Source organism: Alteriqipengyuania lutimaris (genome assembly GCF_003363135.1).
Classification (GTDB): domain Bacteria; phylum Pseudomonadota; class Alphaproteobacteria; order Sphingomonadales; family Sphingomonadaceae; genus Alteriqipengyuania; species Alteriqipengyuania lutimaris.
In genome coordinates, this window is sequence record NZ_QRBB01000001.1 from 2,711,736 (window position 1) to 2,725,642 (window position 13,907).

13 protein-coding genes are annotated in these 13,907 nt (G+C 66.0%); 2 read left to right on the forward strand and 11 right to left on the reverse strand.

Features of this window, described 5'->3' with window-relative positions; translation table 11 throughout:
- Position 1: 1 nt before the first annotated feature.
- The gene (locus DL238_RS13035; RefSeq protein ID WP_115492656.1) at positions 2-955 is read right to left on the reverse strand and encodes an alpha/beta hydrolase; all 954 of its coding nucleotides are present in this window, start codon (positions 953-955) and stop codon (positions 2-4) included.
- Positions 956-1,121: 166 nt separating this feature from the next.
- On the opposite strand from DL238_RS13035, the gene DL238_RS13040 reads away from it, so the two are divergent.
- Complete coding sequence (locus DL238_RS13040) at positions 1,122-1,880, forward strand: AraC family transcriptional regulator (RefSeq protein WP_115492657.1); 759 nt, start codon at positions 1,122-1,124, stop codon at positions 1,878-1,880.
- 134 nt (positions 1,881-2,014) lie between these two features.
- On the opposite strand, the gene DL238_RS13045 is transcribed toward DL238_RS13040, so the two are convergent.
- From DL238_RS13045 to DL238_RS13070, 6 genes are all read right to left on the reverse strand, one after another.
- Complete coding sequence (locus DL238_RS13045; protein ID WP_115492658.1) at positions 2,015-4,219, reverse strand: TonB-dependent receptor; 2,205 nt, start codon at positions 4,217-4,219, stop codon at positions 2,015-2,017.
- A 124-nt stretch (positions 4,220-4,343) separates the two neighbouring features.
- Entirely contained in the window at positions 4,344-5,027 is a 684-nt protein-coding gene (locus DL238_RS13050) for a Fe2+-dependent dioxygenase (RefSeq protein ID WP_115492659.1), read from the reverse strand.
- 10 nt (positions 5,028-5,037) lie between these two features.
- Positions 5,038-6,039 (reverse strand): FAD:protein FMN transferase, encoded by a 1,002-nt coding sequence (locus DL238_RS13055; protein WP_115492660.1) that lies wholly within the window; start codon positions 6,037-6,039, stop codon positions 5,038-5,040.
- Positions 6,036-6,851 (reverse strand): DUF4198 domain-containing protein, encoded by an 816-nt coding sequence (locus DL238_RS13060; protein WP_115492661.1) that lies wholly within the window; start codon positions 6,849-6,851, stop codon positions 6,036-6,038. The genes DL238_RS13055 and DL238_RS13060 overlap by 4 nt, the downstream gene beginning before the upstream one ends.
- 20 nt (positions 6,852-6,871) lie before the next feature.
- The gene (locus DL238_RS13065; RefSeq protein WP_115492662.1) at positions 6,872-7,393 is read right to left on the reverse strand and encodes a DUF2271 domain-containing protein; all 522 of its coding nucleotides are present in this window, start codon (positions 7,391-7,393) and stop codon (positions 6,872-6,874) included.
- A 31-nt stretch (positions 7,394-7,424) separates the two neighbouring features.
- Positions 7,425-8,072, reverse strand: coding sequence for a PepSY-associated TM helix domain-containing protein (locus DL238_RS13070; protein ID WP_181883918.1), 648 nt, complete (start codon positions 8,070-8,072; stop codon positions 7,425-7,427).
- Between the two features lie 98 nt (positions 8,073-8,170).
- Between DL238_RS13070 and DL238_RS16400 the strand changes: the two genes are divergently transcribed.
- Positions 8,171-8,329, forward strand: coding sequence for a hypothetical protein (locus DL238_RS16400; RefSeq protein ID WP_183312835.1), 159 nt, complete (start codon positions 8,171-8,173; stop codon positions 8,327-8,329).
- A gap of 48 nt (positions 8,330-8,377) precedes the next feature.
- On the opposite strand, the gene DL238_RS13075 is transcribed toward DL238_RS16400, so the two are convergent.
- The 4 genes from DL238_RS13075 to DL238_RS13090 are packed head-to-tail and all read right to left on the reverse strand — an operon-like array spanning position 8,378 to position 13,894.
- Positions 8,378-9,529, reverse strand: coding sequence for a TIGR03032 family protein (locus DL238_RS13075; protein WP_115492664.1), 1,152 nt, complete (start codon positions 9,527-9,529; stop codon positions 8,378-8,380).
- Positions 9,526-10,818 carry a TolC family protein gene (locus DL238_RS13080; protein WP_181883919.1) on the reverse strand — a complete coding sequence of 431 codons (1,293 nt, stop codon included), beginning with the start codon at positions 10,816-10,818 and terminating at the stop codon, positions 9,526-9,528. Before DL238_RS13080 ends, DL238_RS13075 begins: the two co-directional genes overlap by 4 nt.
- Before the next feature lie 56 nt (positions 10,819-10,874).
- Positions 10,875-12,161: an HlyD family type I secretion periplasmic adaptor subunit gene (locus DL238_RS13085; protein WP_115492666.1), complete on the reverse strand. Its 1,287-nt coding sequence runs from the start codon at positions 12,159-12,161 to the stop codon at positions 10,875-10,877.
- Entirely contained in the window at positions 12,161-13,894 is a 1,734-nt protein-coding gene (locus tag DL238_RS13090) for a type I secretion system permease/ATPase (protein ID WP_115492667.1), read from the reverse strand. The genes DL238_RS13085 and DL238_RS13090 overlap by 1 nt, the downstream gene beginning before the upstream one ends.
- Positions 13,895-13,907 lie beyond the last annotated feature (13 nt).

Sequence of the window (13,907 nt, forward strand, 5' to 3'; positions counted from 1 at the left end):
GTCAGTCCATGTCCAGCCGTTCGCGCAGCCATGCGGACTGCTCGGCGAGGGCGCGGCGCGCGATCGGCGCGATGGCCATCGCTTCGAGGAAGCTGTGAGTGGCGCCACGATAGATGGTGCGCTGTACGGGCACCCCTGCGGCCTCCAGCCGGTCGGCAAAGGCGATGTTGCTATCGGTGAGAATGTCGCATTCGGCGATGCCCACGAATGCCGGCGGAAGCCTTTCCAGATTGGCCCTGATCGGCGCGACCAAAGGATCGTCCAGATCCTCTTCGCTGCGCACATAGCCGCGCCAGAAGGCATCCATCTCGTCGGCCTCGAGCGTGTATTGCGGGCCGGAAAAGGCCTTGTAGCTTTGCCGAGGCTGCGGATCGAAGGCGCCGTAGTTCAGCAGCATTCCCGCAAGCAGGCTGCCCCCGGCATCGCGCCGGCGCAGACATGCGGCAACGCAGAGATTTGCCCCCGCCGAATCTCCTCCGATGGCCATGCGCTGCGTGTCGATGCCAAGCTCGCCGCCCTCGCGCTCGAGCCAGTCGAGCGTATCGACCACCTCGTTCAGCGCGATGGGATAGCGGCTTTCGGGAGCAAGGCTGTAGTCGATACCGATCACCGCAATGCCTGCGCGCGCGGCATATTCGCGCATCAGCCGATCATGCGTGTCGATGCTGAAGATCGTCCAGCCGCCACCGTGGATATAGAACAGGACGGGCAGGCCAGCCTCGTCGATCGGGCGGTGAAGGCGCAACCGCAAACCCTCGTGTTCCCAGGTCTTCGTTTCGGCCATGGGCGGGCCACCGCTACGCCATTCCTTGCGCACGAGCTCGGCAATCCTGCGGCGTTCGGTCGGGTCGGCGGGCTGCTGCGTAGCGTGTTCGGCATAGGCCTGTTCCAGTTCGGCGACGAACCTGGCGATGTCGGGATCCACGCGAGCATCGCTCGCTTCGAATCTCCCCATTTTCTAACCCTTCATCCTGCATTTCTCCCCGATCTCGGCTAATGCGACCGTAGCCTCATCTCTACTCCGGACGGGTCAATCACGCGTACGATCAGGCCAAGCTCTGTCTCGCACTTGCAATATTTTCGCCATTGCCTTTCAATCGGTCCGTATTCGAGAAGGTTCAATGCAACACAGCTTCGACATTCTCGCTAGAAAACAGCCGGTCGTGGTTCTGGTGGACGAATATCCGTCGGGATACCTCGACCCCCTCCACCAGCACGATCATATCCAGGTCCTGTACGCCTCTGCCGGGGTGATGTCGGTCCGTACGCCCGATATCAGCTACGTCATCCCTCCCCAACGGGCAGTGTGGATACCGGCGAATACCGATCACGAGGTCTATTGCCGCGGACCGGTCTCGCTGCGCACGCTCTATCTCGAGCCCGAATTGAAAGCCCGCGGCCACAATTGCCGTGCCTTCGAAGTCTCCGATTTCCTGAGAGCGCTGATCCTCGAGGCTGCGAAGCTGGATTCACCGGCCGATGAAAACGGTCGCGCCGGACGCATCATTGCGCTGCTGCTGGAGGAAATCGAGCGTATGCCCGATGCGCCCTATCAGGTGAACATGCCGCGCGATCCGCGCCTGCTGAAAATATGCGAGGCGCTGCTCAAGGATCCCTCCTGCACGCGCGATATCGACGACTGGGCAAAGGAAATCGGGATGGGCCGGAGGACTCTGACCCGGTCCTTCAAGGCCGAAACCGGCATGGGACTGGCGGTGTGGCGCCAGCAGGTCCGGCTGATGGAGGCGCTCTCGCTCCTGAGCGAAGGGATGTCCATCACCCGCGCAGCGTATGAAGTCGGTTATGAGAGCGCGAGCGGCTTCAGCGCGATGTTCCGCCGCACCTTTGGCCAGTCCCCTCGCCAGTACCTCGGTTCCTGAGCGGCCGCCTGCAGCCAGCTCGTGACAGGACACGATGACGGCCGCTGCGTGGGCTTGCGGACCGTTCAATTCTGAGCTGCGGCGGGTCATCCATGAAGCGGACCGCTTCGATGGATGACCCGCGCAGGTTGCAATCAGTACCGATACGCGACCGACAGCACCGCCTGGCGTGCGTTCGCCGGCACCGCGAAGTGGGGATTGCGCAGCTTGGTGACGTACCGCTCGTCGCCGACATTTTTCACGTTCAGGCGCAGGCCGAGCGTGTCGGTGATGGCGAACGCGGCGAACAGGTCCGCCCGCACGTACCCGTCTGCCGAGATCAGGTTTCCACCGTCCGCGAAGCGTTCGGACTGGTAATAGACCCCGCCGCCGACACTGAAGCGCTCATCGAACTCGACTGTGCCGGACAGCGAGAGATTGTGCTTGGGCGTATTGGGCAGCGTGTTGCCGACGTTGGAATCGCCGTCATCGGTCGGGTCGTCATTTCCGGACACCGTGTCTTCACGGATTTCGCTATCGACATAGGTGTACCCGCCGAAGAGCGAGACGGGGCCCGCTCTCCCGGTCACGCCGATTTCGAAACCGCGGATGCGTGCCGCATCGAAGACGTCGGTCACCTCTCCCAGCGCATCGGTATTAATGATATTGCCGCGATCCACCTGGAAGGCCGCAGCCGAAACCTGCATCGCGCCGCCGAACAGTTCCGCCTTGGCGCCGATTTCGTAATTCTCGGTTTCCTGCGGCGAGTAGGTTTCGTTCCTGATGGACGGATTGGCCGAGCCTGCGCCGACATCGGTCCCCGGAGGGTTCTTCGCATCGGCATAGGAAGCGTAGAGGCTAACCGACGGGACCGGCTTGAAGGTCGCGCCCGCCTGCCAAGTGACGAAGTCCGTTTGCACTTCGGCGTTAAAGGGCCCCCCGCGACCGCTGCCGGAGCCGCTTGCGCGGTAGTCGGTATAGCGCACGCCGCCGCTGACGATCAGCTGCGGGACCAGCGTGATCGAGTCGAACAGGTAGACGCTCAGATCCTCCGCGTCCGACAGCGACGGCGTATCGGACCGCGTGATCGAGCCGTCCCATGGGTCGGACGGGTCGGGATTCGGCAGATCGGTGCAGTTGAAATTCGCGATGTCCTCCGGCGGGCAGGTCCGGTTGCCGGTATCGACGTTGTAATTCAGATTATAGGTATCCGCCCAGGCGTACTCGGCCCCGAAGGAAAGGCTGTGGAGTACCGAACCGGTTGCGAACTCGCCCGAAAGGTTCGCGTTAGCGGTCATCGCTTCGGTGTTTGAATTGCGGCTCTTGATCGCGCGCCAGACGAGGCCGTTGGCGACGTTCCCGGCGCTGTCGTCCGGGTTGGTGACGATGTAGTCCATGTCGCTGTCGGAATAGCGCAGCAGCGCCGATGCGCTCCAGCCATTGCGCATGTCGTGATCGAACTTGAAGGTCGTGGTGTCCGTCCGCGATTTCTGGAAGTCGCGCGCCAGAAGGCCGTAGAAATTGTCGAAGTCGACATCGGCAGGCACGCGTTCCCCGCCGGGCAACTGGTTACGCGACGTCAGCGGAATGCCGTAGTCGGGCAGCTGGTCGCCCTCGAAGTGATAATGGGTCAGGCTGACGACCGTGTCGCCGCCCACGCCGAACGCGATCGACGGCGAAACACCCCAACGATCATCGAAGACCTCATCGCGGCCCGGCTGGTTCGAATCGTGGAACAGGCCGACGAGCCGCACGGCGAGCTGGTCGCCGATCTGCTGGTTGATATCGGCGGTCACCCGATAGAGGTCGGATGTACCGATCGTGCCGGTGGCCGAGACGAAATCGCCCGCGCGTGCCGTCTTGCTGACGATGTTGATCCCGCCCGCAGCCGCACCGCGGCCGCCCAGCGCGCCGCTCGGCCCCTTGAACACCTCGATCTGCTCGACCGCGAAGGTCTCGCGCGTCTGCGATCCGATATCGCGCGCGCCGTCGACGAAGACATCGCCGGTCGCATCGACACCGCGGATCAGGGGAATATCCGCCGCTGCGGTGCCGCCCTCGCCCGCACCCAGCGTGATGCCAGGGACCGTGCGCAGCGCTTCTTCGAAGGAATAGGACGCGGTCTGCTCCAGCGTTTCCTCGGTCACGACGTTCACGATCCGCGGAGTGTCGAGGATCGAAGCGGTGCTCTCGTCAATCTCCAGTTCGTCCGCACGCTCGCCGCTGACGATGATGCTGGAGTTTGGCTGGGCACCCGCTTCCAGCTCGCCCTCTTCTGCGAGAGCGGGTGCGCTGGCGATGAAGCCGACACATCCCAAGGCGAGATAGGTGGCGGGCCGGGCGGCAATGGTACGCTTCATGATCGGTCTTTCTTCCCTGTCCGTTTTATGAACGGCGCCTATGGGGAAGGTGAAAACCGGAGTCAATGCAAATGCGAACTATTCTCACTTGCAAGAATATCTGTGGGGGCGCCCCTCTCGCGAGCTAGGCGTCGGCCCAGCTGCGCATCAGGTTGTGATAAAGGTTGGTCAGCTCCATCACCGCCTCGTCCTGCGACCCCCGATCGGCCGAAAGGACACGAACGGTGCGGTCGAGCCGGTAGAGCTGCTCGCGCTGGAAGGGATCGCGCACCATGCTTTGCAACCAGAAGAAGCTCGCGACGCGTACGCCATCGGTAACCGGCGTGACGCGGTGCACGCTCGATGCGGGATACAGCACCATGTCGCCGGCGCGCAGCTTCACCCGGTGTTCGCCGAATAGGTCCTCAACCACCAGCTCGCCGCCTTCGTAGCTGTCGGGTTCGGACAGGAAGAGCGTGGCCGACAAATCACTGCGGATGCGGAAATCGGCGCCTTCCAGTCGGCGGATCGAATTGTCGACATGGTTGCCGAAAGTCTCGCCCCCCTCGTAGCGGTTGAAGAGCGGCGGAAAGACCTTGAGCGGCAGTGCCGCAGCCACGAACTCCGGCGTCTGCCCGAGCGCGTCGAGAACGATCCGGCCTGCCCGCTGCGCCGCTTCGCTGCCCTGGCGAAGCTGACGGTTGCGTTTGGCGGTGCGCGACTGGTGGCCCGATGTCTCGTTGCCGTCGACCCATTCCGCCGCGTCGATCATCTCGCGAAGGCCCTCGACCTGCTCGGCACTCAGCACGTTTTCGATCCGAACCATCATAGCGGCTCTCCTATTGTTTCCATTCGCGCCACGCGGCGCTTTCGGCGACGCGCCGCGGCCCCACGATCCGCGCGGGCACCCTGTGCCGGTCTGCAAAGGCAATGCCTTCGTCCAGCCCCAACACGATCAGCGCGGTCGCCAGCGCATCCGCCTGCATGCAGCCGGGATGGAGCACATTGGCCGACAGCGCGTCGTTTGTGGGATCACCGCTCTCGGGATCGAGAGTGTGCGACCAGGAGCGATCCTGCGCAAATCGCCGCCGCTCCCAGTGGCCGGAGGTGGCGAGCGACCAGCCGGTCAGGCCGATCCGCGTGCGGCTTGCCACCGATCCCAGAGGTACGGACAGGTCGATCCACCACGGCAGTGCATCGGCGCGCAGGCCGACCGCTTTCGTTTCGCCGCCGATATCGAGCAGCATGTGTCCGATGCCCATCCGCGCGATCGCAGCGACCCCCATGTCGACGGCGTAGCCTTTTGCGATGCCTGACAGGTCCAGCACCGCACCGCCCGGCTGAACCAGGACGTCCGGCTCGTCGGTCCTGATACTCCCCAGGTCGACATTTGCAGACCGTGCGGGCGCAGGTGCTGCTTCGTCGAAACCTTTGTCGCCAAAGCCCCAATGGTCGCTATGCAAGCCCAGCAGGGGGTCGAACGCGCGCTCGCTCGCGCGCTGTATCGAATGTGCGCAGTCGAGGACCTGCCGGAACTGCGGGCCGATCCGGTGTCGACTGCCGGGCGCGCCGGCATTGAAGCGGCTGAGCTGGGAATCCCGTCGCCACTGGCTCATCTGCGCGATCACGCTTTCGAAACAGCGTTCAAGGACTGCTGCCATCGGTCCCGTGTCCAGTTCCGGTGGTGCGAGTGCCCGCAACGACCAACCCGTTCCCATCGTCGTACCGGACAGGGCGATCTGGCGCGCATCTGCCGGTGCGGGCGAGCAGACAGGCTCGCCCGGCGGCAAAAGCAGGTCGAGCGTATCGTCGGCGCCGATGCCTGCGGCCCTTGTGCTCAAAGCGGCATGAATTCGAGCACGGCGGTGTAGGACATGCGACGCGCCGTCCCCTCCTCGTATTCGCCCCGTCCCGCCGATGCTTCGAGATAATACATCCCGGCCTCGTCCGCGCTCAGCGTCACCATGCCATCGGCATCGGTGGTCAGCGTCTGGATGCCAGGTTCGTCGCGATAGCGGGTGCCGCCCGCGACGAATTCGAGTTCCAGCCCGGCCGCGGGCTCGCCATCCATCAGGAAGCGCATCTGCGCGGGCTCACCCGCGATCAGATCGTTGGGATGGGTCACCGGGATCATCTCGAGGCCGACATTGGTGGGCGCCAGCGCGGTCTCGTTCGGCGCACCCAGCGTCACGAACGTTTCCGTGCGCCCGGAATTCTCGCTGATCCGGACGTCGGTCGCCCCTTCGGGGATAGCGGTTTCGAGCTCCGCACGGCTCCCGCGCCAGCGGCGGCGTTCGCCGTTCAGCTCATAGAAGCCCATCATGCCGTTGCTCGCGATCGCGATCCGATAGGTGCCCTGGCTTTCGAGTTTGAGATCGAACACGCTGCGATAAGCGCCGCTACCGATGATCTCCGGGGTGACGGACTGGCCATCCGGTCCGATCACGACCAGATCGTCGAGGCCGAGCGGGCGATGTTCGAAAATGAACAGACCGTTGGACGCTGCTGCGTCGACGGTAACCGTTTCCTCCTCGCCTGCCATCACGGTGGCGGACGGCAGCAGCCAGCGGCGATGCGCCTCGGCGGCGCTGGGCGCGAGGGTCGACAGGCCGAGTGCGAGGCCGGCGGCAATGAGGGAAGGTTTGGCGAACATAGAGAGGAATCCTTCGAAGGTCAGGGCTGGATGGAAAGACGCACGGTGCCGAGTTCCTTCGAACCCGATTTGGAACCCGTCATGGGCTTGGCCGGCGGCCACTGAAAAGGAATGCTGACAAGCTCGCGACCGCCGACCTCGCGGGCCGCCTCAACGCGCAGCACATAGGACCCCGCCGCGAGCCTGGGCAGCGGGCGGGTGCCTTCGCTGAAGCGCAAAGTGTAGTTTCCCGGGGCCTGCGTCGGTCCGCTGATGCCGTCGGCGGGCATGTCGGTGGTGCGCCCTGCACGCCGCCACCAGGTCCGCATATCGGGCAACCATTTGCGCGGATCGTCGCCGCGCAAATCCACATCGTACCAAACGTCGAGATTGGCCACCGCCTTACCGTCGGCGTCCTCCAGCCATATCGCGACGTAAGGATTGTGATATTCGGCCACGCGCAAGCGCGGGATCTCTACGCGCACCTGCATCTCCCCCGCCGCAGCGGGCGCCGCCACGGCAGCAGCGGTCACGGGAATGGCAATTCGGTAGGCTTTACGCATGAACGGGTCCTCGTTCGGAAAAGTGTAGCGGTCAGTGCATCAGGAAAAGGATGAGAAGCAGCGGAATGACGAGGCCGGCGCCAACGATCGGCCAGGTCGAGGGGCGCTTGCGGGCATGGACCTGCAACAGCAGCAGGCCCGTCACGCAGAATATGACGCAGGCCCCCGCGAAGATATCGATGAACCACGCCCAGGCGAGGCCTGTGTCGCGCCCCTTGTGCAGGTCGTTCAGGTAGGCAATTGCGCCGCGATCGGTGTCTTCGAGCGTGGCATCTCCCGAAGCCAGATCGATCGCGATCCACCCGTCACCTCCGGCGCGCGGCAGCGGCACATACAGCTCGGTCCCGGTCCATTCGGGGCGCCTACCATCGAGCTCGATGTCGAACTCGCGCTCAAGCCATTCCTTCGGTGCCTCGGCCGGCTCGCCCTCCGGTGAAGCGCGCAGCTGCGACAGCAGGTCGGCGGGCAGCGTAGCCTCGCGCGTCTCGATCGTCGGGTCCGCCTCGATCGTCCCCGCATGATTGAGCGTGATGCCGGTGATCGCGAACAGGACCATCCCGACGAGGCAGATCGCGCTGCTCATCCAGTGCCAGGTATGAAACTGGCGCATCCAGAAGGGCGAGAAACGCGACCGCCGCTTCGGCCTCGCGATCTTTGCGTTCTTGACCGCCTGATTCATCAAAAGTGCCGATCCAAAATGACAGACCAGTGCGAATGACCTCATTGCGAATGCATGTCAATAACAGTTCCAGCGTTGAGCCACCCAGCGTGGCTCCGATGATCGACCTCTATCGCCTCGCGATGAATCGGAGGGACGTCTCAGCCCCAGATTATCTGGCGAGCCGCTGCCGCTTTGCGCCGAATGTCGGTCATAGGCAGGCCGTCGCCATTCGCCTCATCGCACCCGAACTTGTACTGCCGGGATGGAGCCTTTGACGCACCCGTATCGCCGTGTTCACGTCGCGATTGGCCCTTCGCCCCACTTCACAGCTCTTGGGTCGGTCCCATGGAGAGCGTGCGTTTGAGTTCTTCCGAGGTGGGGCCGATCATCGCTGGCTGGCGTATGCCGGGGAGTGCGACGACGTCGTAGAGTTCGGTGACGATGCCTTCGAAGTTGATCGTGTGGAGGATGGTGCCGCTTTTGGTGTCGATGAAATAGAGCCCGGCGCGCGGGGAGATGCCGCGCTTGTCGAGCTCTTCGTCGAGGGAGAGGCCGCTGAAGGTCTTGTTGTCGCGCGGCAACGAGAGGCCAGCGACCGCGACATCGCCCATGAAGGCGAGGCCGCGCAGGTATCCGGGGCAGAACGCCACCGGGACAAAGGACTTGGCGTCGAGGTCGACATAGCCGAACTCGCCCTTGCCGCTGTTGTGCAGCCACAGCTTGCCCTCGTGCCAGCGCGGTGAGTGCGGCATGGAGAGGCCCCCGCACACGATCTCGCCCGTCTCGACATCGATCACGATGCCCCTGTCGCGGCGTCCGTCGCGCCAGGCGTCGTAAGTGTCGGTCGCACTGATCGCGGTGACGAAGGCGGGCTTGCCGTCGCGCATGGCGAGCCCGTTCAAGTGACAGCGATCCTCGGCCACCAATGCACTGATGAAGTCCGGCTTCCACACGGGCACGAAGCTGTGATCGGCCGAGGGGCGCGCGAGGCAGTTGAACAGCGTGTTGACGAAGACCGGCTGGCTCTCGCCGTCGATACCGATGTCGTGCGCGTCGAGATCGCCGGTGAAGTAGCTGAGGCGCGGCATGTAGAGCGCATCCGAGCCCTTCACCGCGCTGGCTCCATCTTCGAGCACGTCGGTGAAGCGATAGAGCTGCGTCTCGCTGGAGATCCACAGATGCCTGGGCTTGCCGCTGCCCACGTCCGCGGCGCTCGCCATGCCCAGGCAGCGACCGATATTGCGGTTGTAGGTCCACAGCTTGCCCTCCTGCCCGATGCCGAAGAGGATGACCTTCCCCACCTGATAGGTGGTGATCGCGACGCTCGCGTTCTGACTGGCCAGCCATGTCTCGAACCCGCGCGAGACGTTGACTTCGAACCTTGCGTCGCCCGGCGTGGCAGTCTGGGCGGTGCTGGCATCGACGGTCTTCTTTGCGGCGGTCTTTTTTGCGGCGGGCTTCTGGGCGGCGGTCATCGCTCGGTATCCTCGGAAACGGAAAGGGGTATGGCCTGGGTCAATACGGCGATGGTCAGCCGTTCGCGCAGCGCGCGGTACTGCGCCCGGATCGCCTCGGCCTCGGCGCCTGCGAGCGCCGCTTCGGCCAGTTCGTATTCCTGATAGGGCCTGAGGCCCTCGTCGAACTGGCGGCGAACCGCAGCAACCTCGGCGGCAAGCGCGCCGACCTCGTCCTCTCGCGCATCGGCGAGAGCGGCGAAGGCGTCGGCGCGGGCAAGGCTGGCGCGAAGCTGTTCGGCAAGGTCCCGGCGTTCGCGGTCCGCCTCGGCTCGGGCGCCTGCGAGCCGCGCAAGCGCCTCGTCGCGCTCCCCGCCGTAGCTGCCGCCGCCGAACAGCGGCATCGAGACGTCGAGCCCTACCCTGCGCGCGGTGGTCCAGCGGTCGAACAGGCGGTCGTACTGATAGGCGCCGACCGCCTGCACGCTGATCTCGGGCCGCTGGATGCGCCGGGCGACATCGACATCGGCGCGCGCGGCGTCGATCCGCGCATCGGCGGCGAGCATGCCGGGCGCGGTGTCGATCGCGTGGGCCACGCTTTCTTCGGCGGCGAACGGAGAGATGAGCGCAACCCCCACCGCCATCTGCCCACTGCACGGCTCCGCCATATCGCCCACCAGGCTGGCAAAGCGGATCCGCGCGCTGCCCAGCGATGCCTCGCGCTCGACCCGGTCGGCGCGGGCCGAGGCGATCTCGGCGCGGATGCTGCTGGCGGTGGCGATGGTGATGAGCCCGGCCTCGAGCCTGCGCGGCAGGCCTTCGGCAAGCGTGCGGAAGCGCTCCTCGCGCCGCTCGGCCGCGGCGACCAGTTCGGTCAGTTCGAGAATGCCGAGGAAGGCGAGCCCTGCATCGCCCTGCAGGTCGAGCGCGGCTTCGCGCGTTTCGAGCATGGCCGCCTGGCTCCGTGCGCCGAGCGCACGCCTGCGCGCGGCGCTCTGCCCGAAATCGAACAGGCGCTGCGAGAGGACCAGTCCGGTCTGGGTATTGGTCCGCCCGTCGACCAGCCCGCTGTCGCCCTCCGCAGCGCGGGCATAGGCGGAGACCTGCGGGAAGGCGGTGCCGCGCTCCTGCCGCAGGCGCGCCTGCGCGATCGAGGCATTGGCGCGCGCGGCGGAGACTTCCGGGCCGCGCTGCTGCGCCAAAGCGAGCGCTTCGGGAAGGGTCAGACAGGCGCCGGGCGCGGGCTGTTCGCCGAAGGGGCTCGGCGGACCGATAGCATCGTCCTGGGCTGCCAGCGGAGACGCGCTCAAGGTGCCCACAACGGCGCACAGAAGTGCACAGGGGACACCAAGCCACTCCACAAAAGTCACGAACGCGCGCCTCGCCGAAGGATGCTGGTGAGCGGTTCGAAGAAATAGTCGAGTATGGTGCGCTTGCGGCCCGACTCGAGGAAGGCCTCGACCGGCATGCCGGGCACGATCTTCGCATCGATCTGAGCGCGTTCGCCCGCGTCCATCCGGATGCGCGCCTCGTAAAAGCTGTAGGACCCGTCGGCGCTGGTCTTCAGGTCGGCGCTGACCCGGGTGACCTCGCCCTCGATGCTGGGCGAGCGCCAGCTGTCGATCCCGGCGAGGCGCGCGCGCACCTTCTGGCCGCGGAAAATGTCCTCGATGTCGGACGGGCGGATCTCGACCGTGGCGACAAGCCCTTCGCCCTCGGGCACGATCTCGAGGATCGGCTCGCCCGGCGTCACCACGCCGCCGGCAGTTCGGTAGCGCAGGTTGAGCACGGCCCCTGCCATCGGCGCGCTGATGACGTTGCGCTCGACCACGTCCTCGACCGATGTCCGCCGTGCCTCGAGTTCGGATTGCCGGGCGAACTCCTCGACCAGGTCGGCGGCGACGGTTTCGGAGAACTGCGCGCGGGCCTGCGCGATCTGTTCGGACAGATCGGCCATCTCAGCGGTATCGGCGGCGCGGGCGGTGTTGAGCCGGCCCAGCTCTGCCGAGAGTCGCGCCTCCTCCCGTTCGAGCCCTGTGACTTCGGAGCGGGTCACCAGCTGTTCGCGTAGCAAGCCGCGCTTGTCCGCCAAATCTGCTCGCACGATAGCGAGCTGGCGCGCGTTGCCGTCGATCTCGGCCTGCCGGTTGCGGACCGAGGCGGCGAGGCCTGCGCGGCGCGTTTCCAGCACCCCGACATCGGCATCGACCTTGCGGCGCTGCTGGAAGAACAGGTCGCGGTGGCGCTGGACGATCTCGGCCTTCGCCTCCGCAGGCACCCCGGAGAAGTCCACCCGGTCGAGATCGGGATCGGCTGCGCCTGCGGACAGCGCGCGCAGCCGCGCGATGCTCGCCGCGTTCTCCGCCTGGTCGATCGCCGCGCGCTCGCGGCCCGAGGTCGCGGCGACATCGCGCAGGATCATCAGCGGCTGCCCTGCTTCGACGCTGTCGCCTTCCTCGACCAGGATTTCATCGATGATCCCGCCTTCGAGATGCTGGACCACCTGCCGGTCGCTGTCGCCCGCCACCTTGCCGAACGCGGTCGTCCCTTCGGCTAGCGGAGCCATGCCCGCAAAGACGATGAACAGCCCGAACAGGACGAGGCAGGCGATGCCGGATCGCCGCAGCGTGGGATCGGATCGCAGCACGCCCATCACGACCGGTTGCCTATCGCGACCACTCCGGCGGGCGCTGCCGCCTGCTCCAGCCCGGCGAGATAGGCCTGCGGCTCCACCGCCGCGACCCGCGCGGGGGAGAGCAGCATGACCCTGTCGGCAAGCTGGATCATCGAGGGATCGTGGGTCGCCAGCAGCACGACGCTGCGCGCGGCGGCCTTCTCGCGCCCGATCAGTTCGATCAGCGATTCGCGCAGTGCCCGGTCGAGGTTTGCGGACGGCTCGTCGAGCAGGATCAGCGCGGGCTCGCGGAAGAACGCGCGGGCCAGCGCGATCATCGCGACCTGCCCGCGGCTCAGATGCGCGCCGCCTGCGCCCACCTGTGTATCGTAGCCCCTTGGCAGCGCGGCGATGAGATCGTGGGCGCCCACGCTGCGAGCCGCTGCGAAGATCTCCTCGCGCTCCGCATCGCCGAAGCGGGCGATGTTCTGCGCAACGGTGCCGGGCACCAGCTCGCCGTCCTGCGGCAGGTAGCCGATATGGCGCCCGCGATCGGTGCTGTCCCACACGTGCAGATCGATCCCGCCAAGCCGCACGGTGCCCGCCAGCGGCGGGAACACGCCCGCGAGCGTCTGCAGCAATGTCGTCTTGCCCGAGCCCACTGTGCCGACAAGGCAGACGACTTCGCCCGCTGCCACCCTGATCGAGAACTTGGGCGCCAGCGGCTTCTCGCTGCCGGGCACCGCCAGTTCGAGGTTCTCGACCGCCAGCGAAGGCGTGGGCCGAGGCATCTCGGTAATAGCAGGCCTGCTCTTGGGGCCGAACAGCCTCGTGCCCAGCTCGCGCCATGCGGTGCGCGCGGCGATCAGCTGCCGCCACATCGAGACCGACTGGTCGATCGGGGCGAGCGCGCGGCCCATGATGATCGAGGATGCGATAATCGCGCCGGGCGTGGTCTCCTGCGCCAGCACCAGCGCCGCGCCAATCCCCAGCGCCGCGATCTGCAGCCCCATGCGCAGGGTCCGCGCGATCGAGGTGAAGGCCCCGTTCTCGTTCGCGCGCGCGATCGTCCCCGCGCTCGCGGCGCCCTTCCTTGCCTGCCAGTCGGCAAAGGTCGCGCCGACCATGCCCATGCCGATCACCGCGCTGCGCTGGCGTTCGAGCAGGGCGGCGAACTGGCTCGCGCCCGCTTCCGCCGCCTGTGCCCGCTCGACCGCGCTGCGCGTGGTCAGCTCGCTGTAGACGGCGACCCCCAGCACAATCGCAGCCCCCAGCACGCCCAGCCCGCCGATCACCGGATGGACGAGGAACATCAGCGCGAGGAAAAACGGCGCGAAGGGCAGGTCGAACAGCGGCAGGACCAGTCCCTGCGCCAGAAAGGACTGCAGAGTGGAGAGCCGCCCCTGGCTGACCCGCAGCGTGTTCCCGTCGCTATCGGCCAGCGCCTCGCGGAAAATCTGCTCGTCATAGGCCGCTTCGAGCTCGGCCGCCGCGAGCGCGACCGCTCGCCTGCGTGCCATCTCGGAAATCGCGAACACCACGAGCAGCAGCGCCGCCACCGCCGAGATCAGGATCAGCGTCTCGGTCGATCCCGAGGTCAGCACCCGGTCGTAGACCTGCAGCATGTAGAGCGGGGAGACCAGCATCATCAGGTTCGCGACCAGCGAGAACAGCATCGCCGCGCGGAAATAGGGCACCAGCGGACCCTCGCCGCGAAGTATCGCGCCGAGGACCGATCCGCCTTCTGTCTCGCTATTGCTGGAGTTCGTCATACTTCGCGCCAGC